Here is a 24,520-nt window from a genome sequence, read left to right on the forward strand (position 1 = left end):
GCGCGGACCGTGAGCCGCGCGGGGCGCATGGCGGGGCAGTGGGGTGCTACCTGCCGGTGTTGGCGATGGATTCGCGGATCTTCTCTACGGTGAGCGCGGTCCGGTAGGCCTGGAGTTTGCGGCCGATCTCGATCGTCTCCTCCTTCGGGGCGATCGGGACGCCGTTGATCTTCGCCAGCCCCGCCTTCACGCGCTGGTCGTAGCGGACCACGGTGGGGTCGACGGTCATCATCAGGCTCGTGATCCCGAAGCTGTCGTGGATCCCGTCGTTCTCCGTCTCCACGATCCCCAGTTCGGATTCGAGAAAGTCCCCGCCTCCGTAGCGGTAGTACTCGGGGATGTGGTGCGCGTGGGCGTCGTTCCAGCGCTCGTTGAGACGGGCCGCCACGTTCGCCATCCCCTGCACGTTGCCGCCGCTGTCGCCGATGAAGACGATGTGCTCGAAGCCGTGGGCCCGGAGGCTCGAAGCGACGTCATCCAACACGGCCTCGAAGGTCTCCTGGCGCAGCGAGATCGTGCCGGGGTAGCGCATGTGGCCGGAGGGTTCGTCGATGTCGCCCTCGGGAACGAGCTTCATGATCGGCGCGCAGAGCGCAGTGCCGAGTTCGCGGGCGATGGCCTCGCACGTCCCCTGCAGCACGTAGTTGTGCTTGCCCGTAGCGACGTAGGGTCCGTTCTGTTCGATCCCGCCCGTGGAGACGATCGCGATGTCGTATCCGTCGGCCATCATGTCGCGGACTTCCATCCACGTGAGTTCCTCGATCCAGATCGAGTCGAACATCTCGATCGGGCGCTCCGAGACGAGCTCGGCGTCGATCCGGGCCTCGTACTCGGCCATGAGACGGGCGCGCTCCTCGGGTGTCATCTCCTGATTCTGGCCGGCGGCTCCGGCGGGGACCGCGAGGGGGATCGCCACAAACGCGATCAGCGCGGTCAGAGTCGAGCGGGCGTGGGTCATCGTCGTCCTCCTGTTTCCTCGTGCAACCGCGTGGTATTTCACGTCATATTTCAGATGACATTCTTCAGATGACATCGCAGCGGAACAAATGTCCGGTCCGGGGAAGCCGGCCGGCAAGGGGACCATAACCATGGCAGATCGAAACGGGCGGCGGACCGAGCCGATCGCCATCATAGGGATGGCGTGCCGGTTCCCGGGCGCGTCGAGCATCCCGGACTTCTGGCGGTTGCTCGAGGAGGGCGGGAACTCCGTCCAGGAGGGGATCCCCGGTTCCGGCGTGGGGCGCTGGGGCCAGATCTTCGGGGATAGCGCGGTGCAGAGCGACGGCTGCCGTTTCGGCGCCTTCGTCGACGACATCGATCAGTTCGACGACGCGTTCTTCCGGATTTCGCCGGTCGAGGCGGAGCTGCTGGACCCGCAGCAGCGCATGATGCTGGAGACGAGTTGGGAGGCGCTCGAGGACGCGGGGATCGACCCCGATGGGCTGAGGGAGACGCTCACCGGCGTCTACACCGGGATCAGCAACGACGAGTACCGCATGCTCGTGGTGGACTCGAGCAAGCCGGCCGAGGCCGCGAGCTGTCTGTACGCGCTCAGCGGCACGAACCTGAACGGGACGAGCGGACGGGTCTCGTTCGTTCTCGGGCTCCGGGGACCGGCGAAGGCGGTGGACGCCGCCTGCGCGTCCTCTATGGTGTCGGTCCACGACGCCGTGGCGGACCTCCAGCGGGGGAGGGCCGACCTGGCCATCGCGGGCGGCGTGCAGGCGATCCTGAACGGCCGCATCTACGAACTCCGCGCGGACGCGATGATGCTGTCGCCGGACGGGCAGTGCAAAACCTTCGACGCGTCGGCGAACGGATACGTGCGGGGCGAGGGCTGCGGGGTCGTCGTCCTCAAGCGGCTGAGCGAGGCGGCGGCCGACGGCGACCGGATCTGGGCGGTAATTCGCGGCTCGGCGGTAAATCACGGCGGGGCGAGCACGGGGCTCACGGTGCCGCACACGCCGGCACTCGAAGAGGTGATGCACGCGGCGCTGGCGGACGCGGGCGTCTCTCCCCTGGAGGTTGACTACCTGGAGGCCCACGGGACGGGAACGACGGTGGGCGACCCGATCGAGGCCAACGCGGTGGTCGCGGTCTACGGAAAAGGACGGAACGCCGACAACCCGCTTCTCATGGGCTCGGTGAAGACGAACATCGGGCACTTGGAATCGGCCGCCGGCGTGGCGGGCGTGATCAAGGCGGCGCTGGTCCTGAACCGCGGTGTGATCCCGAAGCACCTCCATTTCAACGATCCCAACCCGAGCCTCGACTGGGATCGTCTCCCGCTGCGCGTGACCTCGTCGATGATGGAGTGGCCGGGGGACGCGCGGCATCCGCGGCGCGCGGGGGTCAATTCGTTCGGGATCTCGGGGACGAACGCCCACCTCGTCATGGAGGAATACCGCGCGGCCAGCGGTGCGGCCGACCGTGAGGCCGACGGTGCCGCGGACCGCGCTCGATCCGACGGGGACTGGGCCGCGGGCGCCGGACTTCCGGTGGAGGTTTCCATGCCGGCGACCGTGGCGGATGTGCCGGTCCCGGAGGGGGTCGGCCCGCGTGCGGCGCGCCTGCTTCCGCTGTCGGGCAAATCGGAGGGCGCGCTGCGCGACCTTGCGGGGCGGTACGTGGCCTGGCTGGACGAGCACGGCGAGAACCCTTCGGCCGGGGATGTCGCCTCGGATCTCGCCTCGGATCTCGTCCCGGACCTCGCCTCGAGCCCCCTCCTCGCCGACATGGCGTGGACGGCGGGTGTGGGACGGAGCCACTTCGACCACCGCGCGGGCGTCATCTTCCGCGACGCGGCGTCGCTGCGGGAGCGACTGCTCGCGCTGGCCGCGCGGGGAGATGGCGCGGCCGATGGGGGCGCGCCGGACGGGACGCCAGCTCGGGTGGCCTTTGCCTACACGGGGCAGGGGAGCCAGTGGGCCGGCATGGGAGAGGCGATCTACGAGAGCGAGCCCGTGGCCCGTGCGGTTCTGGACCGCTGCGAGGCGGTCTTCGTCGAGGAGCGGGGCGCCTCGCTGCTCGACGTCATGTTCGGGCGACCCGATAGAGCTGGGGGTCGGACCGGGGCGCGCACCGGTGATCTCGGGGACACGGCGTGGGAGCAGCCGGCGCTCTACGCGCTGGAGTGCGCGCTGACGGCGCTGTGGGCGAGTCTCGGCGTCCGCCCCGACGTCGTGATCGGGCACAGCATCGGCGAACTCGCCGCGTCGCAGGCGGCGGGCGTGTTCTCCCTCGAGGACGGGATGCGTTTCGCCGCGGCGCGGGGCGCGCTGATGTCGCGCATGGAGGAAGGTGGCATGGCGGCCGTGTTCGCGACGCCCGAGCAGGTGGCGTCGGCGGTCGAGGCCGTGAACGAGGCGGCTTCCGGCGTCGGGCTGAGTATCTCGGGCTACAACGGCACTCACCAGGTCGTCAGCGGGCCGGTCGCGGACATCGAGGCCATCTCGAAGCGGTTCGAGGGGGAGGGCGTCCGGGTCCGACGCCTGAACACGAAACGGGCGTTCCACAGCGCCCTGGTCGATCCCATCCTTGACGAACTGGCGGCGTCGCTCGATGGGGCCGCGATCGAGGCTCCGTCCCTCACGGTCGTCAGCAACCTCACGGGCCGGGCGGTGGAAGCCGGTCAGGCGCTGGACGGGACCTACTGGCGGGGGCACGCGCGCGAGCCGGTGGCCTTCGCCCAGGGAGTACAGACGTTGGCGGACCTTGGCGTCGATCTCGTGCTGGAGATCGGCCCTCGGTCGCTGCTGGCCCCGATGGCGGCCTCCGCTTGGCCGGAATCGCCGCAGCCGCCGGCTCCGGCGGTCCTGTCGAGCCTCACTGCGCCCGCGGCCGATGGGTCCGCCGCCGGGGGGTCCGGGTCCGAGGACGCGCCCGGGTTCACGGAGGCGGTCGCCGCGGCCTACGAGGCGGGCCTCCCGGTTCGCTTCGCCGGACTCTTCGCGGGGGAGACGCGTCGACGGATCGCGCTCCCCAGCTATCCGTTCCAGCGCGTCCGCCACTGGGTCGCGCCGCCGAAGCGCCGTCGTGGAAGCGACGGCCACCCGCTGCTCGGCGCCCGCCACGAGTCCGCCCGCGGCGAGATCACTTTCGAGACGGAGGTGTTCCCATCGGATCCGGCCTGGATGGACGACCACCGTGTGTTCGGCCGTGTCGTGGCGCCCGGCGCACTGTACGGGGCCATGACCATCGCGGCGTCCGTCCTCGAGGAGGGGGGATCGGTCGTCGTGGAGGAGATGCAGTTGCACAACCCGCTCGTCTTCGACGCGGACGGGGACGAGACCGAGGGCGAGACCGATGCGGCGGGGCGGACGCTGCAGGTCGTGCTCGATGCGCCCGACCCGACGGCGCCGCGCGGCGTCCAGATCTTCAGCCGCGGCAGCGAGGGCGTCTGGACGGTCCACGTGGAGGGCCGTCTGGCGGTCGGCGTCTCCGATCCTGAAGACGGCGGCCGCATCGACCTCGAAAGCCTGAGGGCCGATCTCTCGCCCGTGGAAGTGGCGGACTACTACCGCCACCGGGCGAGCACCGGCGTCGATCTCGGCCCGCCCTTCCGCACGCTCGGGAGGGCATGGTTCGGGCCCGGGGAGGCTGTGGCCGAGGTGTCGCTGCCGGAAACCATGGCCGGTCACGGGCTGGACGTGCATCCGCTCGTGCTGGATGGCTGCTTCCAGGCCGTGGGCGTGGCCCGCAACGTGTCGGAAACCGAAGGAGGCGCGACGTATCTACCGTTCGGCTGGGAGCGGCTGTGGCTGGCGGGGCAACTGCCGGACCGCGTGGTGTGCCACGTGCGCCTCAGCGAAGCCTCGCGCGACGCGGAGGCCGCAGGCGGCGAGCCGGCCGAGGTTCTGAGCTGCGAACTCCGCATCTATGACCCGGACGGCGCGCCGCTCGGCCGGCTGAGCGGCTACACGGTGAAGCGGGCCACGCGGCAGGCGCTGCTCTCGGCGGTCGAGGGGATCAAGGATCTGCTGTACGAGGTCGCATGGCGCGAGCGCGCCCTTCCGAAGGGCGTCGATCCCGCCGATTTCTTCCCGAGCCCCGCCGCCGTCGCGGAGGGCGCGCAGTTGTTCGCCGGCTACCTGACGGACGCGGGCGTCGATCCGGACAACAGAAACGCCCTCCTCGCGGACCTGGAGCGCTGGTCGCACGCGCGCGCCCTTCAGACGCTCGAGGACCTGGGCTGGCGGAGGACGGCCGGGGAGACGGTGGACCCGGAGCGGCTGCGGCAGGAACTGGATGTCCTTCCGGAACACGGGCGTCTCTTCCGCCGCATGTTCGAGATGCTCGCCTGGTCGGGCGTTGCCGAGGAGACGGCGGACGGCTTCCGCGTCCTCGTGGGGCCGGACGACCCGCTGCCGGAGCACCTGCTGCGGGATCTCGACGAGTTCGCGATCGAAATGACAAGCCTTTATTCCCACGGACTCACGGAAGTCGGCCTGTTTCGGCGCTCCGGCCTCGCGCTGGCCGACGTGCTCCGCGGCGGCGAGGACCCCCTCACGCTCCTGTTCAGCAGCGGAGAGCCGACGGCGGCCGACCTGTACCTGAAGGCGCCCGTCGCGCGGGCGGCGAACGAGATGCTGACGGAGGCGGTGCGGACCCTGGTAGCTGCGCTCCCCGAGGGACGGCGGCTGCGGGTGATCGAGGTCGGCGCGGGAACGGGGTCGGCGACGGCGTCGGTCCTGCCCGAGCTTCCGGCCGGCCGGTTCGAGTACATGTATACCGACATCTCCGCCGGTTTCTTCGCGGAGGCCGAGGCGCGCTTCGGCGACGGCGGCGGGTGCATCGAGTACCGTCCCCTGGATATCGAGAAGGACCCCATCGCACAGGGCTTCGACGCGCACGGCTACGACCTCATGATCGCCTCGAACGTGCTGCACGCGACGCGATACCTGGAGGAGACGCTCGGACACTGCCGGGAACTGATGGCGCCGTCCGGGCAGTTGGTCGCGCTCGAAAACCTCACCGGCCTCGGGTGGATGGACCTCACGTTCGGGCAGCTAGACGGATGGTGGCGCTTCGCCGACGACTACCGGCCGCACCACGCGCTGGCCGGACCCTCAGTGTGGCGGCAGGCCCTGGGCGACGCGGGCTTCGAGGCGGTCGAAGTCCTCGGCGTGGACGAGTCGGACCCCGACACGAAGCTCGACAAAGGCGTGATCGTGGCGCAGGGTCCGGCGCGGGTGACGGAGCCCGCGGGCGCCTGGGTTCTTGCGGCGGACGACGGGGGAACGGCGGAGAAGCTGGCGGCCGAGATGAGGGAGCGGAACCAGACCGTCGTCCTGGCGAGCGCGAAGGATGCGGGCGAACGCGAGGCGTGGCGGTCGCTGATCGCGAGTCTGCCGGAGGAGATCCCGTTCAACGGCGCCGTGCACCTCGCGGCGCTGGATGGCCACGGGGAGCGCGCCACGACCGATCAGATGGCGTCGGACATCGAGGGTGCGGTGGCGAGCGCGCTCGCGCTCGTACAGGGCGTGGGCGATTCGGATCTGACCCCCGAGAAGGGCGTGTGGTTCATCACGCGCGGGGCGCAGATCCTCGAGCGGGAGCGGGGGGGGGAACTCGCCGGGGCGGCCCTGTGGGGCTTCGGCAAGGGCGTAGCCCGGGAGGCGGCGCACCTGCAGCCGCGGCTGCTCGACCTCGACCCCGCCTCAATGGCGCCGGAACCCGACCTCGTCAACGAACTCCTCTATCCCGACCCCGAGAACCACATCGCGTACCGCCGCGGCAGCCGCCAGGTGGCGCGCCTCGTGCGGATGGGCTCCGGCGCCGAGCGCCTCGAGTTCCCGGACGAGACGGAATGGGTGCTGGCGCCGGACCCGGAGGGTGTGTTCGACCGGCCGTACGTGCAGCCCCTGCCGGCGCGGCTGCTGGAACCGCGTGAAGTTCGCGTCGCGGTCGAGGCCTCCGGCCTCAACTTCTGGGACGTGTTCCGGTCGCTCGGCTTCATCGAAGAAGGACTGCTGGGGCGGGAGATGTGCGGCCACATCCTCGAGGTGGGTTCCGACGTGACCTCCGTCGCGGTCGGCGATCACATCGTGGGGCTGGGGTTCGGCGCCTTCGGGCCACAGATGATCACCCACGAGGAACTCGTCGCCTCCGCGCCGGAGGGTTTCTCCGTCAGCGGTCTGGCGACGATACCCAGCGCCTATGTGTCCGCGGCGCTGTCCTTCGAGTTGTCGGGGCTGGAAGCGGGCGAACGGGTACTTGTCCATGCCGGCGCGGGGGGCGTGGGGCTGGCGGCCATCCAGCTCGTGCAGGCAGCGGGCGCGGAAGTCTTCGCCACCGCGAGCGCTCCCAAACAGGCGTATCTGCGCTCGCTCGGCGTCGAGCACGTGTTCGACAGCCGCACGACCGACTTCGGGGAGGAGATCCTTGAGGCGACGGGCGGCGAGGGCGTGGACGTCGTCCTGAACAGCCTTACGAGCGAGGGTTTCATCGACGCGAGCCTCGACTGCCTCCGGCAGGGCGGCCGCTTCGTCGAGATGGCCCGGCGCGACATCCTCACCGAGGAGGAGATGGCGGCCGTTCGTCCGGACGTCGGCTACTGGATCCTCGAACTGGACGTGCTCAAGAAGACGGATCCGGCATGGGTGGGGCGGGTTCTGCGGGACCTGCTGGCTCGTCTCTCGACCGGAGAACTCGAGCCCATCATTCACAGCCGGTGGCCGCTGGCCGAAGCGGGGGCCGCGCTGTCGTTCATGCGCTCGGCCCGCCACCTCGGGAAGATCGTCGTGACGACGCCTCCGCTCGTGCGGGGCGGGTTGCGCGGGGACCGGAGCTACCTGGTGACGGGCGGCCTGGGCGGGATCGGAATCGCCGTGGCCGACTGGCTCGCCGAGCGGGGCGCGGGCGCGATCGTGCTGAACGGACGGCGGAACCCGGACCCCGAAGCCGCGGAGGCCATCCGGGCGCTCCGGCAACGCGGCGTGACGGTCCAGGTCGAGCTGGCCGACATGACGGACCAGGGGGCCATCGACGGCATGATGGAGCGCATCGAGCGCGATCTGCCGCCCCTCGGAGGCGTGATCCACAGCGTGGGCGTGCTGTCGGACGGCGCGCTGCCCAATCAGAACTGGGAGTGCTTCGAGCGGGTGCTGTGGCCCAAGATCCTCGGCGCCTGGCACCTGCACCGCGCCACGATCGACCGCGACCTGGATTTCTTCACGCTCTTCTCGAGCCGCGTCGGCGTCATGGGCAATCCGGGCCAGGCGAACCACGCCTCGGCGAACGCCTTCCTGGACCAGCTGGCCGGCCACCGCCGCGCGCTGGGGCTCCCGGGGCAGGCCATCGCCTGGGGCGCCTGGTCGGACATCGGCGAAGCTGCGGAACAGCGCGACCGGATCGACCGGCAGCGGTCGGCGCTCGGCGGCCGCTGGTTCACGCCGCAGCAGGGGATGCGGGCGTTCGACCGGCTCGTGCGGCAGGACGCCACGACGTCCGTCGTGATGTCGATGGACTGGGATGTGTTCGAGGAGGCCGTCGAAGATCCCCCACCGATGCTCGAAGATCTGCTCTCCGCGGCGTCCGAGGCCCGGGCGGCCGACGACGCATCCTCCGAAGATGTTCTCACCCGGCTGCGGGGAACGCTGGCGGCGGAGCGCGAGAACCTCCTGGTGTCGTACGTGCAGGGGGAAGTGCAGGCCGTCCTGCGGCTGTCTTCGGCTCCGGCCCCCACCGTGGGATTCTTCGATCTCGGAATGGACTCGCTGATGGCCGTGGAACTGCGCAACCGGATGAATCGGGCGTTCTCGGGGACGTACACGGCGCCGAACACGCTCGTGTTCGACTATCCCAACATCGCCGAACTCGCCGCCCACCTGGCCGAGGAACTCGGCGAAGGGGGCGAGGCACCGGCCCCGGCGCCCGAGCCCGCACCGGAGGCCCGGGTCCAGCCGCCGGAGCGCGAGCCGGACGGCGGCGTCGCGGACGATGGCATGGTGGACGATCGCACGGTGGACGATGGCGTCGCGATCATCGGCATGGCGTGCCGGTTCCCCGGCGCGCCGGACCTCGCCGCCTTCTGGCGCCAACTCGAAGCCGGGATCGATGCGGTCACCGACGGGCGCCGGGACGCGGGTCCCTGGCACGGCGTGGCCGGAGATCCCGCCTCCGAGGATCACTACTCGCGTCGCGGCGCCTTCCTTGAGGACATCGACAAGTTCGACGCGCGCTTCTTCGGGATCACCCCGATCGAAGCGCGCATGATGGACCCTCGGCAGCGGCTCCTTCTGGAGACGACGTGGCACGCGCTGGAGGATGCGGGTCTGGATTCGGCGCGGTTGAAGGGCACGAATACCGGGGTCTACGCCGGCGTCACCACGGGAGACTACCGGGATCTCGCGGCGGCGATGGGCCACGGGCACGGATACCTGGGGACGACGATGAGCGTGACCGCGGGCCGGATCTCCTTCGCCCTCGGTCTCACAGGTCCCGCGGTGCCGCTCGACATGGCGTGCGCTTCCTCGCTCGTGGCCGTCCACCAGGCCGCCGCCGCAGTCCGGCAGGGAGAGGTGGAACTGGCCCTCGTCGGAGGGGTCAATGCAATCGTGTGGCCGGAGACGACGACCTTCATGAAGGACGTCGGGATGCTCTCCTCGAGCGGCCTCTGCCACACCTTCGACGCGGCGGCGGACGGGTTCGTGCGGGGCGAGGGCTGCGGGATGGTCGTCCTGAAGCGGCTCGCCGACGCGAAGGCGGACGGCGACCGGATCTGGGGCGTCGTCCGCGGATCCTCGGTCAACCAGAACGGGGCCAGCGCGGGACTCACAGTCCCGAACGGGCCGGCCCAGGAACGCGTCATCGAGCAGGCGCTCGCGCAGGCGGGCGTCCCGGCGGCGTCGGTGGACTACCTCGAGGCGCACGGGGCGGGATCCGATCTCGGCGACCCGATCGAGGTGCAGGCGGCCGCGGCCGTCTACGGCCGGGGACGCGACGAGGAGCGGCCTCTCCTGATCGGTTCGGTGAAGACGAACATCGGCCATCTCGAGTGTGCCGCCGGCGTCGCGAGCCTGATCAAGGCCGTTTTCGCCATGAACGAGGGCCGGATCCCGAAGCAGCTGCACTTCCACAACCCGAACCCGCATCTGGCCTGGGATGAGCTCCCGGTGCGGGTCACCGACGAGACCGTCGAGTGGCCGTCGAACGGTGATCGGCCGCCCCGCGCGGGGGTGAGTTCGTTCGGGATATCGGGGACGAACGCGCACGTGGTCGTCGAGGGGAACGGAGGGCCGGGTCGTGCTTCGATCCTGCACGGCGCCCCGATGCCCGCGGGTCCCGCGGTCGCGGTTCCCATCGCTCTGCCCGAGTCGGAGGTATGGTCGCCGCCCGCCGTCGACGTCGCTTCCCGGGAGACTCGCCTGCTGCCTCTCTCGGCGAAGTCGCCCCGGGCGTTGCGGGAGCTGGCGCGGCGGTACCTCGAGTGGCTGGACGGACACGGCGGCGAAGCGTCGGAAGAGACGCCGGAGGAGAGTGACGCCGGATCCTCGGTGCTCGCGGACATGGCGTGGACCGCGGGCGTCGGCCGGACTCACCTCGCGCACCGCGCCGGCCTCGTGTTCCGCGACGTGACGTCGCTTCGAGGTGAACTGAACGTCCTCGCCGCGCGGACCGTCAAAGACGAATGGCGTCGCGACGCCGGGCCGGGCACCGCTCCGAAGGTGGCCTTCTTCTTCGCGGGAGAGGATGGCGTCAGGGACGGATCCGGCGATGGATCGGACGAGGATCTGTACAAGCGGGAGCCGGTCGTCCGCGCCGTCCTGGATCGCTGCGACGCGGTGCTCAAGGAGGAACGCGACGGGGTGTCGCTCCTCGACGTGATGTTCGGTCCGGGGGGTGCGCAGGGGGCGCTGCGGGATCCCGAGTGGGCGCAGCCGGCCGCCTACGCCCTGGGCTGCGCGCTCACGTCGCTCTGGGCGAGCGCGGGCATCCGCCCCGGCGCGGTAGCGGGACACGGCGCCGGCGAGCTGGCTGCGGGCTGGGCCGCCGGCGTCTTCGGCCTGGACGACGGGCTGCGGCTCGCCGCGGCGAGAGGAGCCGCCATGGCCCGGCCGAGACAGCGTCTGGCGGCCGCCGTGCCTGGCGAAGGTGCGGGCGACACGCCACGCGACCCGCTGGAAGGCCTGGAAGCCGCGGCGGAGGAGATGGAGCTTTCCCCGCCATCCGTGGCGATCGTCAGCCAGGTGACGGGCCGGCGGATGGACCCAGCCCGGGCACCGGACGGAGCCTATTGGCGCGAGCAGGCCCGCGCGCACGGGGACCCCGGCCGCACCTCCCGGGCGCTGGCCGAGTTCGGCGCGGACCTTGTGGTCGACATCGGAACGGCCGAGATGCCGTTCGCGGAGTCCGTGGCGAGAGCGTACGAGGCCGGGTTTCCCGTCTCCTTCGCAGGGCTGTTCGCGGGTGAGACGAGGCGCAGGATCGCGCTCCCCGGCTATCCGTTCCAGCGCAGGCGCCACTGGATCGAGACAAGGACTTGAACGCCACCGCGGCGGATGGCCGGGCCGGCGTCCGCTATCAGCCCGACGAGAGGCCTCCGACGCCCCTGGCGCTCGGCGTCGGGCTCCAGCTCGCGGTGCTCAACGTCGCGGCCATCGTACTGATCCCGGTGGTCGTCATGCGGGCCGCCGGGATGAACGAGGAGTATCTCTCCTGGGCAGTCCTGGCGTCCGTCACGGCCTGCGGTCTGGCGACGATGGTGCAGGCGGTCCGGGCGGGGCGCTTCGGCGCGGGACACGTCCTTCTGATGGGTACTTCCGGCGCCTTCATCCCGGCGAGCATCATGGCGCTCACCGAGGGCGGTCCGGCTCTTCTCGCCACCCTGGTCGTGGTCGCCGCCGTCATCCCGCTCCTGCTCGCCTGGCGGCTGTCTCTCTTCGAGCGGGTGCTGACCCCCTCCGTCTCCGGGACAGTGATTATGCTGATCCCCGTGACGGTGCTGCCGTTCGTGTCGGGGCTCCTTGCCACCGGGCCCGACGGAGGCGCGCTCCCGGGCGCTCCCCTCAGCTTCTTCGCCACCCTGATCCTGATCGGATGTCTCGCCCTGCGCGGGACAGGGGCGCTCCGCCTGTGGGCCCCGGTAATCGGCGTGGTCGCCGGTACCGCGATCGCCGCCTCTTACGGCCTCTACGATGTGGAACGCATAGCGGACGCGGCCTGGATCGCCCTGCCACGCCCGCGCCCGCCGGGTTTCGACCTGGAATTCGGGCCGGCCTTCTGGACCCTCCTGCCCTCGTTCCTGCTCGTGGCGGTGATCGCGAGCATCCGCACGATGAGCAGCGCCGTGGCGATCCAGCGGGTGTCGTGGCGGCGCTCGAGTCGCGCGACCGATTTCCGGGCCGTGCAGGGCGCGGTGGCCGTGGACGGCGTGGGCAACCTCCTCGCCGGCCTCGCTGGTACCGTGCCGGGTAGCGCGACGACGACGAGCGTCCCGTTTACTCAACTGACGGGGGTCGCGGCGCGGGGTGTGGGCCTGGCGGCCGGCGCCGCCTTCATCGCCTTCGCCTTCCTTCCCAAGGCGTTCGCCGTCGTTCTCGCGATTCCGGATCCGGTTTTCGCGGGTTACCTGGGCGTCCTTCTCGCGATGCTGTTCGCGATCGGCCTCAAGATCGTCCTGCAGGGCGGACTTGGCTATCGCGATGGCATCGTCGTCGGCCTTGCCTTCCTCACCGGCGTCAGCTTTCAGTACGGGCTCATCCTGCCCGAGCAGGTGTCCGCGTTCGCAGGCGGCCTGCTGGCAAACGGGATGAACGCCGGCGGCTTCACCGCCATCGGGCTGACTCTCTTCCTGCGCCTGACCGAACCCCGCCGCGCCCGCATCGAAACGGAGTTCGGCCCATCGGCGCTGCCGAAGATCCGGGAATTTCTCGGGACTTTCGCAGCGAAGGTCGGCCTGGACGCGGAGGTCGCGGACCGTCTGGCCGCCGCCGCCGAGGAGGCGCTCCTCTCACTGACCCGGCCGGAGGGTTCCGGCGACGATCCCTCCCGGCGGCTCGCCATGGCCGCGCACCGCGACAAGGGCGAGGTGGCGCTCGAATTCCTGGTCGCCCCGCGCGACGAGAACCTCCAGGATCGCCTCGCGCTGCTGAGCGGAGAGGTCGAGGAGACCTCCCCGGAGCGCGAGGTGTCGCTGCGCCTCCTGCGGCACCTCGCTTCGTCGGTTCGCCATCAGCAGTACTACGACACCGACATCGTCACCGTGCGGGTAGCCGTCTCCGCCGCGGCGGGCGGGGGCATCTGACGACGGTCTCGCGAGGCGGGAGGTCGGAGCCTACAGCAGACCGCGACCCTCGAGGAACTCGCACATCCGTTGGACGCACTCCGCCGGGTACTCCACCTGCAGGAAGTGCGTGGAGTCCGGTATGAAGTCGTAGTCGACCGTGTTGATGTGACTGAGGTTGAAGGACGGCATGTACGCGAAGGTCATCGTGGGGTCCGACCCGATCACCTTCGTCGGACACCGAAGATTCCCCAGGTCCACAAGGAAGGCGTAGGTGCGCGCGTAAGAGAAGATTTGCGCCTCGTATTCGCGGGGACACCGAAGCTCGACGCCCCTCCCGTCCGCTGATTTGCGCAGCACGGTGCTGGCCATCAGGTCGGCGGCGCCGGGAACCGCCCGGGACAGCACCAGGTGATGCAGGAGTTCCGAGAACTCGGACTCCCCGCGGAACCGGTCCGTGCGGCGGCGCGCGAGTTCCGCCGACCGGTCGGCGGACTTGTCGAACTCGGCCTCGCCCATTCGCGGCTTGTAGAGAGGTGGATCGAAGAGGATCCAGGCGGAGAGATCGCCCGTGCGACCGGTGCCGAGCGAATCCGAGAGGAGCGCCGTCAGCGCCGAAAGGGAGTGGAAGACCCCGATCGTGGGCAGCCGGCCGTAACGGGCGGAGACGGCCTCGACGACCTGTTCTTGGTCCCGGATCATGTTTGGGACATTGTGCCCGCCACGCGGGCCGACCGCGTTCCACCCGTGATTCCTCAGGTCGTACACGAACACATCGAAATCGTCGAGGAACCGCGACCAGAACGGATAATAAAGGTCGACCGCGAGGCCGTTGCCGTGGCCCATGAGCAAACGACGCCCACGGGGGTTCCCATGTCGCCGTACTCTGGTGACGCTGCCGTCATCGTGCCGGACGTCGTCTACCGAATGGGGTTCCGGTACCTCCCAAACGGCGCGGGGCGTCACGTCATGCGGCTCCCCCGAAGCCGAACGAGTCGGCTCGGGGGAGCGCGGTCAAAACCGGTGAGGTGCGTTCAGCCCGAGTGGGAGTCGATGTAGGCAGCCAGCTTGCGGAGCGTGTCGAAGCACTCGGGGGGGACGGTGACGCCGAACTCCTGCTCGACGACCTTCTTGAAGGCGACGGCGTCGAGCGAGGAAATGCCTGAATCCGCGATCCCCCCATCCCACTGGGGTGCACGGCCCAGATCCAGATGCTCGGCGACCAGTTCTCTGAGGCGAGCTTCAGCGGCCATTAGGGTAGCCTTTCGCAAAGAGGATGAAGATGAAAGAGGATGAAGATGATGAAAATGAAGATACGTACGCGCGCGAGGACGCGCGGGCGACGCCTTCGCCCGCCGTGTCCGATACTCTATCGCCGATGCCGGAATCGTCAAGCGGCGGTGCGGCAGCTAACCCTCCTTCCCCGGCCGACCTCAGCCGAGGATCAGGTCGAAGGGGCTGAGGGGAGTGACGAACCGGTCCGCCAGCGCGTCGCCGAGCGCCGATGGCGTGAAGTCGTGCTCCGAACGGGTCTCGGACGCGATGCGCGGGACCTCCAGGACGCGGATTCGCCGCCCGGACACATGGAAGATCTGGTCACGAGCCGGGCAGTCGGCCTCCGCGAGCCACGCCGCGAGGACGGCGACGTGCCCGGGCCCGAAGGGGTCGTAGCCGGTCTCGTCCGGCGCGCCCAGTTGATCGGCCCCCGTCATGCCGGCGACCATGCGGGTCCTCGCCGAGGGAGAGATCACGTTCGAGCGGACGCCGTAGGGAGCTCCCTCGATGGACAGCACCTTCGAGAGGCCGATGATGCCCATCTTCGCGGCCCCGTAGTTCGCCTGCCCGAAGTTGCCGCACAGACCAGAGGAAGATGTCGTGTGGATGACGGAGGCGGCGCGGGGGCGGCCGGCCTTCGCCTCGGTGCGCCACCAGGCGAGCGCGTGGCGGCTGGGAGCGGCGTGGCCCTTGAGGTGGACGGCCACGACCGCGTCCCACTCGCCCTCGGACATGTTGAAGAAGGCGCGGTCGCGGAGGATGCCGGCGTTGTTCACGAGGATGTCGAGCCCGCCGAAAGCGTCGACGGCGTGCGCGATCAGCTGCCTGGCTTCGTTCCAGTTCGAGACGTCGTGTCCGCTCGGGACGGCTTGGCCGCCGCCGGCCCGGATCTCGGCGCAGACGGATTCGGCGGGCCCGGCATCGGCGCCGTCGCCGCGAACGCCCGTGCCGAGGTCGTTGACGACAACGCTCGCCCCGCCGGCCGCCAGGGTGAGCGCGTGGGCCCGGCCGATGCCCCGGCCGGCGCCCGTCACAATCGCAACGCGTCCGGCGAGGCGGCTCACGTCCGGACGCCCTCGCCCGCGGCCAGTCGGATCAGCCGTCGATCCGCCGGCAGGCGGCCGCGAGGCGGCGGATGCCCTCCTCCAGCTCGTCTTCCGTGATGAGGAGCGACGGTCCGATCCGGATCACGTGCCCGTGCAGCCCGCCGCGCCCGATGAGCAGGCGCTCCTCGCGCGCCGCCTCGAGCAGCGCCCCGGCCCGCGCGCCGTCCGGCGCTCTCCCGTCGCGGTTCTCGACCATCTCGATGCCCTGCATCAGTCCCATGCCGCGCACGTCGCCGATCCAGTCGTGCGCGCTCTTCAACTCTTCGAGCCCGGCGCGAAGCTGCGCGCCCCGCTCGGCGGCGCGGGCCGGCACGTTCTCGCCCTTCATCACGCCCAGCGTGGCCCCCATCGCCGCCATGGAGATCGAGTTGCCTCCGTACGTGGAGATCGACGGCCCCTGCCAGGCCTCGGCGATCTCCGGCCGCGTGACGGTCGCCCCCACGGGGAATCCGTTCGCAATCCCCTTGGCCATCACCATGATGTCCGGCTCGACGCCCCAGTGTTCGATCCCGAACCAGCGGTCCCCCGTCCGTCCGAATCCCGCCTGGACCTCGTCGATGATGAACAGGCCGCCGTAACTCCGGATCACCTCCGCCGCGCGCCGGAAGTAGTCCGGAGGCGGCACGATGACGCCGGCCACGCCCTGGATCGTCTCCGCGAAGAAGGCGGCCGGCTTCCCGCCCGTCGTCGTCTCGATGACTTCCACGAGGTCGTCGATGAAGAAGTCCGTCGCCTCGGGCCCCGCGCCGACTGGGGAGCGGTAGAGGTACGGCGACCGGGCGTGGACGATCCCGTCGACGCCCCCGCCGGGCAGACGCCAGGCGCCCTGCGCCGTCATGTGGCTCGTGAGCGTGCTCCTGCCGGAATAGGAGAGTCGCAGCGCCACGATCTCGTGCCGCCCGGTGTACAGGCGCGCCGTCGCCACCGCGGATTCCACCGCCTCCGTGCCGCTGTTCGTGAAGCAGGTCGTGCGGAGGGCGCCGGGCGTGATCTCCGCCAGGGAGCGTGCGGCCTCGATCTGGCCTTCCGTCAGGTAGAGGGCCGACGTGTGCCCGAGCCGCTCCATCTGAGTGCGCGCCGCCTCGACGACCGCCGGATTGCAGTGGCCGACCGAGGTCGTGAGGATGCCCGCGAACAGATCCAGGTACTCCTCGCCGTCGACATCACTGAGCCAGACGCCCTCGCCCCGGGCGAGCGCGAGAGGCTCGCCGTAGTAGGGCCGGACCCAGGGGTAGAGGTAGTCGCTCTGAGCCGCGGTCAGCGTCCGCGTGCGTGATTCGGCCGCCGGCGCGGCGCCCGCGGCGGGCGGCGAGGATGTCTGCGGAGCGGTCTGTATGTTGCTCACGAGTGTCTCCTGATTCCGGGCGTCAGTCCCAGCGGTAGAAGCCGCGTCCGCTCTTCCGGCCGAGGCGGCCCGCCGCCACCATCCGCTCGAGCAGGGCGGGGGGTTCGAACACCGGCGATCCCAGCGCCTCGTGCAGGTAGCGGGCGATGTCGAGCCGGACGTCGAGTCCGACGAGATCTCCCAGTTTCAACGGCCCCATGGGGTGGCGATAGCCGAGCATCATCGCGGTGTCGATGTCCTCGGGGCTCGCGACGCCTTCCTCCACCATGCGGATCGCCTCCAGCCCGAGGGCAAGTCCGAGCCGCGAGGAGGCGAACCCGGGCGAATCGGCGATGACGATCGGCGTCTTGCCCAGCCGTTCAGCGACCTCGCGGGTCCTCGCCACGGTTTCGTCGGACGTCTCGGCCCCGCGCACGATCTCGACGAGCGCCATGATGTGGACGGGGTTGAAGAAGTGCATCCCGATCACCCGGTCGCGCGCCGGAAGCCCCTCCGCGAGCGCGGTGATGGACAGGGAAGAGGTGTTGGTGGCGAGCAGGGCGCGGTCGGCGGCCGCTTCTCCGCACCTTGCGAGGATCTTCTGCTTGAGATCGAGCTTCTCGGGCACGGCTTCGATCGCGATCCCGACGCCGTCGGCCGCCTCGCCCAGGTACCGGCTGTAGGACAACCCGTCGAGCGCACGGTCGCGCTCTTCGGACGTGACCTTCCCGCGCTGGATCCCCTTGCGGAGGTTGGCTTCGATGCGCTCGCGCGCCGTCTCCAGCGCCTCGGGCATGGCGTCGAAGAGCCGGGTGTCGTACCCGGCCATCGCCGCGACCTGGGCGATCCCGTGTCCCATCGTGCCGGCTCCGAGCACCGCGAGAGGCGGACGAGCCGTCATTCGATCCAGTCCTCAGGGGTCGTTTCCGGCTCGGGGCGGAGCGAGTACCGGCGCACGACCTCGATGGCCTCGAAGCCGAGGTCGTCGGCGAGCGCGTTCGCGATCAGGTTGTCCGCCCCGGTGAAGAGGCGCACCTCGTGGATTTCCCAGTCCGCCGCCCACTCGAAGGCGGCGCGCAGCAGGCGACGCAGGTTCCCCTTGCGCCGCTCCTCCCGCCGCACGAACGGCGTCTGGATGCGCACGTAGCGCGGCGGGTCGAACAGGGGTTCGTTCTCCTCCACGAAGCAGACGAGCATGCCGTCGAGGCCGCCGTCATCCGCCTCCAGCACGAAGACGGCGCTCGTGGCCTCTTCGATGTGACGGCGGAACATGCCGGCGCGCGTCTCGATCGCGTCCGTGCGCAGGCGTCGGTAGGCGGGATTGAGGGCGTGAATCCGCATGTACCGCGTCCACATCGCGACGAGTTCATCGATATCGCCGACGTCGGCCTGTCGGACCGTGACTGTCTCAGGCATGCGGACCCGCCTCCGTCGCTGCCGGGTTTTCGGTTTCGCCGCGCCTCCCGAACCGGGGCGGGCGCTTCTCGACAAACGCCCGGACGCCTTCGAGCGCGTCGGCGGACTCGAAGCAGGCCTTCTGCGCCGCCTTCTCGTAGTCGAGCATCTCCTCGAAACTGGAGGAGAGGGAGCGCTGCACCGCTTCCTTCGCGAGCCGGAGGGGCAGCGTCGGCTTGCGCGCCAGCGTGCGCGCCCAGTCGCGGGCGAGCGGAATCAGTTCGTCCGCGGCGACCACGCGGTTCACGAGGCCGATCCGCTCGCACTCGGCGGCCGGAATCATCTCCGCGAAGAAGAAAAGCTCCGCGGCGCGCGCCGGACCCACGAGGCGGGGCACGGCGTAGGTCCCGCCCCAGTCCGGGTGGAGGCCGATGCGGTTGAAGGTCTGGCCGATGGACGCCGTGTCGGAGGCGAGCCGGAGGTCGCAGGCGAGGGCGAGGTTCGCTCCGCCTCCCGCCGCCGGCCCGTTGATCGCGGCGATCACCGGTTTGGGCATCCCCCGGATGGCACCCGCGACCCGGCGCCCCGCTTCGACCAGCGCGACGGCCTCCTCGATGGCCTGCGTTTCGATGAGGCGGGTGAGGTAGTTGACGTCCGCGCCGGCGCAGAACGCGCGCCCGGTTCCGGTGACGATGACGGCGCGCACCCCGTCGTCCGCGCCGAGCGCGTCGATCCCGCGCGCGATCTCGCTCCGCATCTTCCCGATGAAGGCGTTGAGCTTTTCCGGCCGATTGAGCGTGAGCGTGCCCACGCCGTCCTCGATTTCGATCAGGACGTGGGCCTCGCTCCTGCCCGAACCTGTCCGCCTCATGCCGCCTCCGCGCCGCGGTGCACGAGCAGCGCGATCCCCTGGCCGACGCCGATGCACATCGTGACGAGCCCATGGGACGCGTCACGCCGCCGCATCTCGTGGACGAGCGTCGTGAGGATCTTGGCGCCGGTGCAACCGAGGGGATGGCCGAGCGCGATCGCGCCGCCGTTCACGTTCACGCGGTCCGGATCGAGGCCAAGCTCGGCGATGCAGGGCAGCGCCTGCGCCGCGAACGCCTCGTTGAGTTCAATCAGGTCGAGGTCATCGACCGTAAGTCCCGCTCTTCGAAGGGCTTTGCGGGTGGCGGGCACAGGTCCGATGCCCATCCGCTGCGGCTCCACACCGGCGACCGCGGAGGCTCCCACGGTCGCCAGAGGCTCGAGGCCGAGTTCGTCCGCGACGGCTTGGCTCGCGATGAGGACGGCCGCCGCCCCGTCGTTGATGCCGGAGGCGTTCCCCGCCGTCACCGTGCCGCCGGCCCGGAAGGCGGCGCGCAGGCGGGCGAGTTGCTCCGCCGTCGTCCCCGGCCTCGGGTGCTCATCTCCCTCCACGCGCACCGGGTCGCCCTTCCGCCGGGGAACTTCGAAGGGAACGATCTCGCCGGCGAAACGGCCCGCCTCGATGGCGGCGGCGGCGCGACGCTGGCTCTCCACCGCGAAGGCGTCCTGCTCCGCTCGCCCGACGCCGTGGTCTTCCGCCACTACTTCGGCGGTCTCGGCGAGCGGGATCGTCCACGGCTCGGGCATGGCCGGGTTGGCGAAGCGCCAGCCGACCGTCGTGTCCGCGACCCGCGGCGGGACGCGCGAGAAGGCCTGGTCCGTCTTGAGCATGACCCACGGCGCCCGGGACATGCTCTCGACTCCGCCCGCGATGAAGGCGTCGCCTTCGCCGGCCCGGATCGCGTGCGCCGCCGTGACGACCGCCTGCAGCCCCGATCCGCACAGCCGGTTCACCGTCTGGCCCGCGACCTCGACGGGGAGCCCGGCCAGGAGCCCGGCCATCCGGGCCACGTTGCGGTTGTCCTCGCCCGCCTGGTTCGTGCATCCCGCGATCACGTCCTCGACGCGGCCGGGCGGCACCCCGGTCCGCTCGACGAGGGCGCGGATCGCGTGCGCCAGGAGGTCGTCGGCCCGGATCGACGAGAGCGCGCCGCCCGCGCGTCCCACCGGCGTCCGGACGGCGTCGATGATGACCGGGGTGCGATCCGCCCCGCTCACTGCGTCTCTCCCCGTGCCCGTCGTCTCGGCACGATCCGCCCGCGTCCTAGCGGCCGGCGAACTCGGGCGCCCGCCGCTCGACGTAGGCCGCGAGACCCTCGCGCGCATCGTCGCCCTGGAAGAGGAGCTGCTGCAGTTCGCGCTCGATCGCGAGACCCTCGGAGAAGGGCACCTCGACCCCGCTGCACACCGACCGCTTGATGCGCCCCACGGCGCGCGACGCCTTGTGAGGTGGCGTGAACTGACGCGCGTACTCCATCACCTGGGCGTGGAATTCCGCGTCATCCCCCTCGAACACCTTGTTCACGAGCCCCAGTCCAAGCGCCTCCTCGAACCCGAAGGTGCGCCCCTCCGCCATCAACTCGATCGCCTTCGGCTTGCCGAGCAGCCGGCCGAGCCGCTGTGTGCCGCCCGTCCCCGGGAGGACACCCAGGTTCACCTCGGGCAGCCCGACCTTCCCCGCGTCCTTGCGGGCGATCCGGATGTCGCAGGCGAGCGCGATCTCGAGTCCGCCGCCGACCGTGTGTCCGTTGAGGGCGCCGATCACGAGCTTCGGCGTCTGCTCGAGCCGCGTCAGCGTCTCGTTCGCGTGGAGACAGAAGAAGTACTTGAAGTAGGGGTCCGAGGTCTGGAGCATCTTGATGTTCGCCCCGGCGGAGAAGAACCTGTCTCCCTCGCCCCGGATGACGATGACGTGGACGTTCTCGTCAAACCGCGCGCGCAGGATCGCGTCGTCCAGGTCTCGCATCATCTCGTACGTGTACGTGTTCGCGGGCGGGTCGTCGATCGTGAAGACCGCGACGCCGTCCTCGGCCGCATATCGAATCAGCGTGTCAGGTCGTGTATCAGCCATGGGAGTCCTTCCTCTTGAGAACCGCTCGAAAGATGACGTGCGAGAGGCCGCCGCGCCGGGGCTTTCCCCAGCCTCCGGCGGACGGTCAAACTATCCCGGTCCGCGCGCGGCGTACAGTGAGTTATCGCCGGGTTGTCCCGCGTCACGCGGGCGCGATTCGGAGCGCAACGCGGAGTTGGCCCGGGGTGTCGTGACCAGAGTGTTCTCGTGACGACGGGAAGACGACGGGAGGGAGAGGAGTCCGGCTTGGAGCACAGGATGAAGACCTTGCCCGCATGCTGAGGCCCGCATGCTGAGACGCGCCGGGCTCGGCGTCCTGTTCGGGACGGTGATGGTGGACATGATGGGCTTCGGTATCGTCCTCCCGCTGCTCCCGTTCTACGCCGAGGAAATGGGCGCCTCGCCGCGCTGGGTCACCCTCATCATCGCCTCGTTCTCGATCACGCAGCTCCTGTCGGCACCGATCTGGGGACGGTTCTCCGACCGGCTGGGACGCCGGCGCCTCCTCCTCATCGGGCTCTTCGCCTCGGCGCTCTCGTACCTCCTGTTTGCGCTCGCCGACAACCTGTGGCTGCTGCTCGTCTCGCGCGCGACGGCGGGCGCCGCGGGAGGGACGCTCGGCATCGCCCAGGCCTATGTCGCCGACTCCACGGAAGGCGAGGAACGGGCCCGCGGGCTCGGTTTCATCGGGGCGGCGTCCGGTCTGGGCATCATGCTCGGCCCCGCGATCGGCGGGTTCTTCAGCCGCTTCGGGCTGGGCGTGCCGGGCTACGTGGCCGCGGGGTTGTGCCTGCTCAACCTGATGGCGGCCGTGGTGTTCCTCCCGGAATCGCGGCACTTCCGCTCCGGCAAGGCCGATGCGTCGAAGGGGGAGGCGGCGACGATCCTCCTCTGGGCGAAGTCCCTCTTCAGGTTCCCGCTGCGCGTGCTCCTCCTCGTATACGTGCTGACCATCGGTTGCTTCACCTCGATGACATCGGTCCTGGCACTGTATGCCGAGCGCGTGTTTGCGATGACGGCGGCCGACATGGGCCTCGTGTTCACGCTCGCGGGAGGCGTCACCGTCATCGTCCGCGGCGGACTGGTGGGCCGGATCGTGAAGCGGTTCGGCGAACCGAACACCGTGCGTGCCGGGTGCGCGTTGCTTGCCCTGGGCGTCGGCGCCATCCCGTTCCTGGCCGACCGCTGGCAACTCTGGCTCCTCGTGCCGAGTTGGGCGGCGGCGACGGGACTCATCTTCCCATCGCTCCACGCGCTGATCTCGCGGAACACGGACGAGCACTCACAGGGTTCGGTGCTCGGCGGAAGCCAGGTGGCCGGGGGGCTGGGCCGCGTGGTTGCGCCGCTGGCGGCGGGTTGGCTGTTCGAGTTGTACTCGATCAAGAGCCCGTTCCTGGTCGGGGCCGCGGCATCCGCCGTCGCCCTCTGGCTGGCGCTCCGGATCCCGGCGCCGCGCGATCCCAAGGCGGAAGAACTCGATCCCACCGACCGGTGGACGGGCCCGGTCGCTGCGCACGAACCCCGCGACCTGCCGGACACGAAGTCGCCATGACCCCGGCGGCGGCGTGAGCCCGCGGCCCCCCCGCGCCGCCGCCAAGGTGGGAGCGACGGACCGGTTCGCCGAACAGGCGCAGTTCGTGTCGCTGCGGTGGGGCGAGGTGTCGGCCCTGCTCGTCCGTCCTCCCGAGCCGCGGGCGATGCTCGCCTTCGCGCACGGAGCGGGGGCGGGAATCGAACACCCGTTCATGTCGGACATGGCGCAGCGGCTGGCGGGGAAGGGGATCGCATCGTTCCGCTACCACTTTCCCTACATGGAGGCGCGGGCGCTTTCCGGGCGCCGCCGTCCTCCCGACCGTCCGCCGGTCCTCGTCGAAACGGTCCGGGCCGCGGTCGCGAAGGCTGCCGCTCTGGCAGATGGACTGCCCCTGTTCGCAGGCGGCAAGTCGATGGGTGGGCGCATGACGTCGACCGCCGCCGCCGAGGCGCCTCTCCCAGGCGTCGCCGGCCTCGTCTTCTTCGGGTTCCCGCTGCACGCCCCCGGCCGCCCGGAGCGCGCCGCCGAACGATCGGCTCACCTGAATGATGTCTCCGTCCCCATGCTCTTCCTGCAGGGAACCCGCGACGCGCTCGCCCGGTGGGACCTGATCGAAGAGACGTGCGCCTCGCTCGGGCCGCTCGCCACGCTCGACGAGCTGGAGGGCGCCGACCACTCGTTCCGCGTACTCAAGCGCAGCGGTCTCACGAACGAGGAGGTCGCCGACGGCGCCGCGGCCCGCATGTTCGCCTGGGCTTGCGAGGTCGGCCCGCAGGAATAGGGGAGTCGTCAACGGTTCGGCGGGGAAGCGGTGTGGTGCCGCGCACATGGGCGAGCACTTCGCCAAGGGCGGCTTCCACCTCGCGCCCGACCGCCGTTCGCCGGGTCGACATCGTTGTGGATCCTCCTCCTCCTCCTTGATCGCGACAGCGGCGGCGGTCGCCAGATTCTTTCGAGGTATACGTAAACATCATAAGATAATACGTATACGTGTACAGGGGGATCGCCAAATGAAAACCAAGCTCACGATCACGGTGGACTCCGATGTGGTCCCGGCCGCCAAGCGATACGCGCGTGGCCGGGGCGTGTCTCTCTCGTCACTCATCGAGACGTCGCTAAAGGACATGCTCGAGGACGAGGGTCCCTCGTTCACGGAGCGGTGGAGAGGCCGGTTTCGGGCCGCGGGTCGCGACGATCCGCGGTACGACGCGCTGGCCCGAAAGTATCTCTGATGCTCCTGGACACGGACATCCTGATCGATGTCGCCCTCGACCGCCGTCCGCATTCGGAGGAAGCGACAGAGGTGCTGGATCGGCTTCAGCGGGGGCCGAAGAAGGCATTCGTCGCGTGGCATACGCTGTCGAACTTCTATTACCTCGTGGCCCCGCGGCGCACCGGCATTGGTGCCCGCGAATTCGTCGAACACCTGATTCGGTTCGTGGCGGTGATCCCCTCCGGCACCGACGCCATCAAGTACGCCGCCGAACTCCCGATGGCCGACTTCGAGGACGCCATGCAGGTGGCCGCTGCGCGCGCTTGCGGCGCCCGGTACATCATCACCAGGAACGTGTCGGACTTCCGGCGCTCACCGATTCCGGCCCTGACACCGAGAGACGCGCTCGACACGCTCTTCTGAGACCCGTGCCCGCCGGCTGGACCGCATGCAGGATCTGACCGAACACGGCATCGCGCCCGTCGGGATGGACCTCACGAAGGAAGA

At 70.2% G+C, this 24,520-nt stretch carries 16 protein-coding genes; 6 read left to right on the forward strand and 10 right to left on the reverse strand.

The features are described from left to right. Window positions 1-46: 46 nt before the first annotated feature. The gene (locus ACOGXI_RS01175) at window positions 47-958 is read right to left on the reverse strand and encodes a creatininase family protein (RefSeq protein ID WP_419937078.1); all 912 of its coding nucleotides are present in this window, start codon (window positions 956-958) and stop codon (window positions 47-49) included. Between the two features lie 130 nt (window positions 959-1,088). Between ACOGXI_RS01175 and ACOGXI_RS01180 the strand changes: the two genes are divergently transcribed. After that, window positions 1,089-11,486: an SDR family NAD(P)-dependent oxidoreductase gene (locus ACOGXI_RS01180; RefSeq protein WP_419937079.1), complete on the forward strand. Its 10,398-nt coding sequence runs from the start codon at window positions 1,089-1,091 to the stop codon at window positions 11,484-11,486. Beyond that, entirely contained in the window at window positions 11,483-13,246 is a 1,764-nt protein-coding gene (locus ACOGXI_RS01185; protein ID WP_419937080.1) for a uracil-xanthine permease family protein, read from the forward strand. The genes ACOGXI_RS01180 and ACOGXI_RS01185 overlap by 4 nt, the downstream gene beginning before the upstream one ends. Window positions 13,247-13,276: 30 nt before the next feature. On the opposite strand, the gene ACOGXI_RS01190 is transcribed toward ACOGXI_RS01185, so the two are convergent. The 9 genes from ACOGXI_RS01190 to ACOGXI_RS01230 all read right to left on the reverse strand — a co-directional run bounded on the left by ACOGXI_RS01190 (window position 13,277) and on the right by ACOGXI_RS01230 (window position 21,266). Beyond that, window positions 13,277-14,071 carry an alpha/beta fold hydrolase gene (locus tag ACOGXI_RS01190; protein ID WP_419937081.1) on the reverse strand — a complete coding sequence of 265 codons (795 nt, stop codon included), beginning with the start codon at window positions 14,069-14,071 and terminating at the stop codon, window positions 13,277-13,279. A 188-nt stretch (window positions 14,072-14,259) separates the two neighbouring features. Further along, complete coding sequence (locus ACOGXI_RS01195) at window positions 14,260-14,478, reverse strand: acyl carrier protein (protein ID WP_419937082.1); 219 nt, start codon at window positions 14,476-14,478, stop codon at window positions 14,260-14,262. Between the two features lie 180 nt (window positions 14,479-14,658). Beyond that, entirely contained in the window at window positions 14,659-15,564 is a 906-nt protein-coding gene (locus ACOGXI_RS01200; RefSeq protein WP_419937083.1) for an SDR family NAD(P)-dependent oxidoreductase, read from the reverse strand. Between the two features lie 31 nt (window positions 15,565-15,595). Continuing rightward, on the reverse strand, window positions 15,596-16,951 hold the full coding sequence (locus tag ACOGXI_RS01205; protein ID WP_419937084.1) for an aspartate aminotransferase family protein: 1,356 nt from the start codon (window positions 16,949-16,951) through the stop codon (window positions 15,596-15,598). Window positions 16,952-16,973: 22 nt separating this feature from the next. Next, window positions 16,974-17,831, reverse strand: a complete 858-nt coding sequence (locus tag ACOGXI_RS01210) for a 3-hydroxyacyl-CoA dehydrogenase family protein (RefSeq protein ID WP_419937085.1) — start codon at window positions 17,829-17,831, stop codon at window positions 16,974-16,976. Beyond that, window positions 17,828-18,346, reverse strand: coding sequence for an N-acetyltransferase family protein (locus tag ACOGXI_RS01215; RefSeq protein ID WP_419937086.1), 519 nt, complete (start codon window positions 18,344-18,346; stop codon window positions 17,828-17,830). The genes ACOGXI_RS01210 and ACOGXI_RS01215 overlap by 4 nt, the downstream gene beginning before the upstream one ends. Beyond that, window positions 18,339-19,196 carry an enoyl-CoA hydratase/isomerase family protein gene (locus ACOGXI_RS01220; RefSeq protein WP_419937087.1) on the reverse strand — a complete coding sequence of 286 codons (858 nt, stop codon included), beginning with the start codon at window positions 19,194-19,196 and terminating at the stop codon, window positions 18,339-18,341. The genes ACOGXI_RS01215 and ACOGXI_RS01220 overlap by 8 nt, the downstream gene beginning before the upstream one ends. After that, window positions 19,193-20,413, reverse strand: coding sequence for a thiolase family protein (locus tag ACOGXI_RS01225; RefSeq protein ID WP_419937088.1), 1,221 nt, complete (start codon window positions 20,411-20,413; stop codon window positions 19,193-19,195). The genes ACOGXI_RS01220 and ACOGXI_RS01225 overlap by 4 nt, the downstream gene beginning before the upstream one ends. Before the next feature lie 46 nt (window positions 20,414-20,459). Continuing rightward, complete coding sequence (locus tag ACOGXI_RS01230; protein ID WP_419937089.1) at window positions 20,460-21,266, reverse strand: enoyl-CoA hydratase/isomerase family protein; 807 nt, start codon at window positions 21,264-21,266, stop codon at window positions 20,460-20,462. A gap of 289 nt (window positions 21,267-21,555) precedes the next feature. On the opposite strand from ACOGXI_RS01230, the gene ACOGXI_RS01235 reads away from it, so the two are divergent. From ACOGXI_RS01235 to ACOGXI_RS01250, 4 genes are all read left to right on the forward strand, one after another. Then, a complete protein-coding gene (locus ACOGXI_RS01235; RefSeq protein WP_419937090.1) occupies window positions 21,556-22,818 on the forward strand; it encodes an MFS transporter in 1,263 nt (420 codons plus the stop codon). Window positions 22,819-22,831: 13 nt separating this feature from the next. Further along, window positions 22,832-23,581: an alpha/beta family hydrolase gene (locus ACOGXI_RS01240; protein ID WP_419937091.1), complete on the forward strand. Its 750-nt coding sequence runs from the start codon at window positions 22,832-22,834 to the stop codon at window positions 23,579-23,581. Between the two features lie 229 nt (window positions 23,582-23,810). Continuing rightward, complete coding sequence (locus ACOGXI_RS01245; RefSeq protein WP_419937092.1) at window positions 23,811-24,032, forward strand: DUF6364 family protein; 222 nt, start codon at window positions 23,811-23,813, stop codon at window positions 24,030-24,032. Then, window positions 24,032-24,436: a type II toxin-antitoxin system VapC family toxin gene (locus tag ACOGXI_RS01250; RefSeq protein ID WP_419937093.1), complete on the forward strand. Its 405-nt coding sequence runs from the start codon at window positions 24,032-24,034 to the stop codon at window positions 24,434-24,436. Before ACOGXI_RS01245 ends, ACOGXI_RS01250 begins: the two co-directional genes overlap by 1 nt. Window positions 24,437-24,520: the final 84 nt, after the last annotated feature.

This window comes from Candidatus Palauibacter sp. (assembly GCF_965208055.1).
In the GTDB taxonomy this organism is placed as follows: domain Bacteria; phylum Gemmatimonadota; class Gemmatimonadetes; order Palauibacterales; family Palauibacteraceae; genus Palauibacter.

What these genes read in the sequence shown, in the direction of transcription:
- ACOGXI_RS01210 (WP_419937085.1), bottom strand. Translation starts at nt 17,831, where the DNA reads ATGACGGCTCGTCCGCCTCTCGCGGTGCTCGGAGCCGGCACGATGGGA.
- ACOGXI_RS01250 (WP_419937093.1), top strand. Translation starts at nt 24,032, where the DNA reads ATGCTCCTGGACACGGACATCCTGATCGATGTCGCCCTCGACCGCCGT.
- ACOGXI_RS01235 (WP_419937090.1), top strand. Translation starts at nt 21,556, where the DNA reads ATGCTGAGACGCGCCGGGCTCGGCGTCCTGTTCGGGACGGTGATGGTG.
- ACOGXI_RS01175 (WP_419937078.1), bottom strand. Translation starts at nt 958, where the DNA reads ATGACCCACGCCCGCTCGACTCTGACCGCGCTGATCGCGTTTGTGGCG.
- ACOGXI_RS01245 (WP_419937092.1), top strand. Translation starts at nt 23,811, where the DNA reads ATGAAAACCAAGCTCACGATCACGGTGGACTCCGATGTGGTCCCGGCC.
- ACOGXI_RS01190 (WP_419937081.1), bottom strand. Translation starts at nt 14,071, where the DNA reads ATGGGCCACGGCAACGGCCTCGCGGTCGACCTTTATTATCCGTTCTGG.
- ACOGXI_RS01220 (WP_419937087.1), bottom strand. Translation starts at nt 19,196, where the DNA reads ATGAGGCGGACAGGTTCGGGCAGGAGCGAGGCCCACGTCCTGATCGAA.
- ACOGXI_RS01230 (WP_419937089.1), bottom strand. Translation starts at nt 21,266, where the DNA reads ATGGCTGATACACGACCTGACACGCTGATTCGATATGCGGCCGAGGAC.
- ACOGXI_RS01215 (WP_419937086.1), bottom strand. Translation starts at nt 18,346, where the DNA reads ATGCCTGAGACAGTCACGGTCCGACAGGCCGACGTCGGCGATATCGAT.
- ACOGXI_RS01180 (WP_419937079.1), top strand. Translation starts at nt 1,089, where the DNA reads ATGGCAGATCGAAACGGGCGGCGGACCGAGCCGATCGCCATCATAGGG.
- ACOGXI_RS01195 (WP_419937082.1), bottom strand. Translation starts at nt 14,478, where the DNA reads ATGGCCGCTGAAGCTCGCCTCAGAGAACTGGTCGCCGAGCATCTGGAT.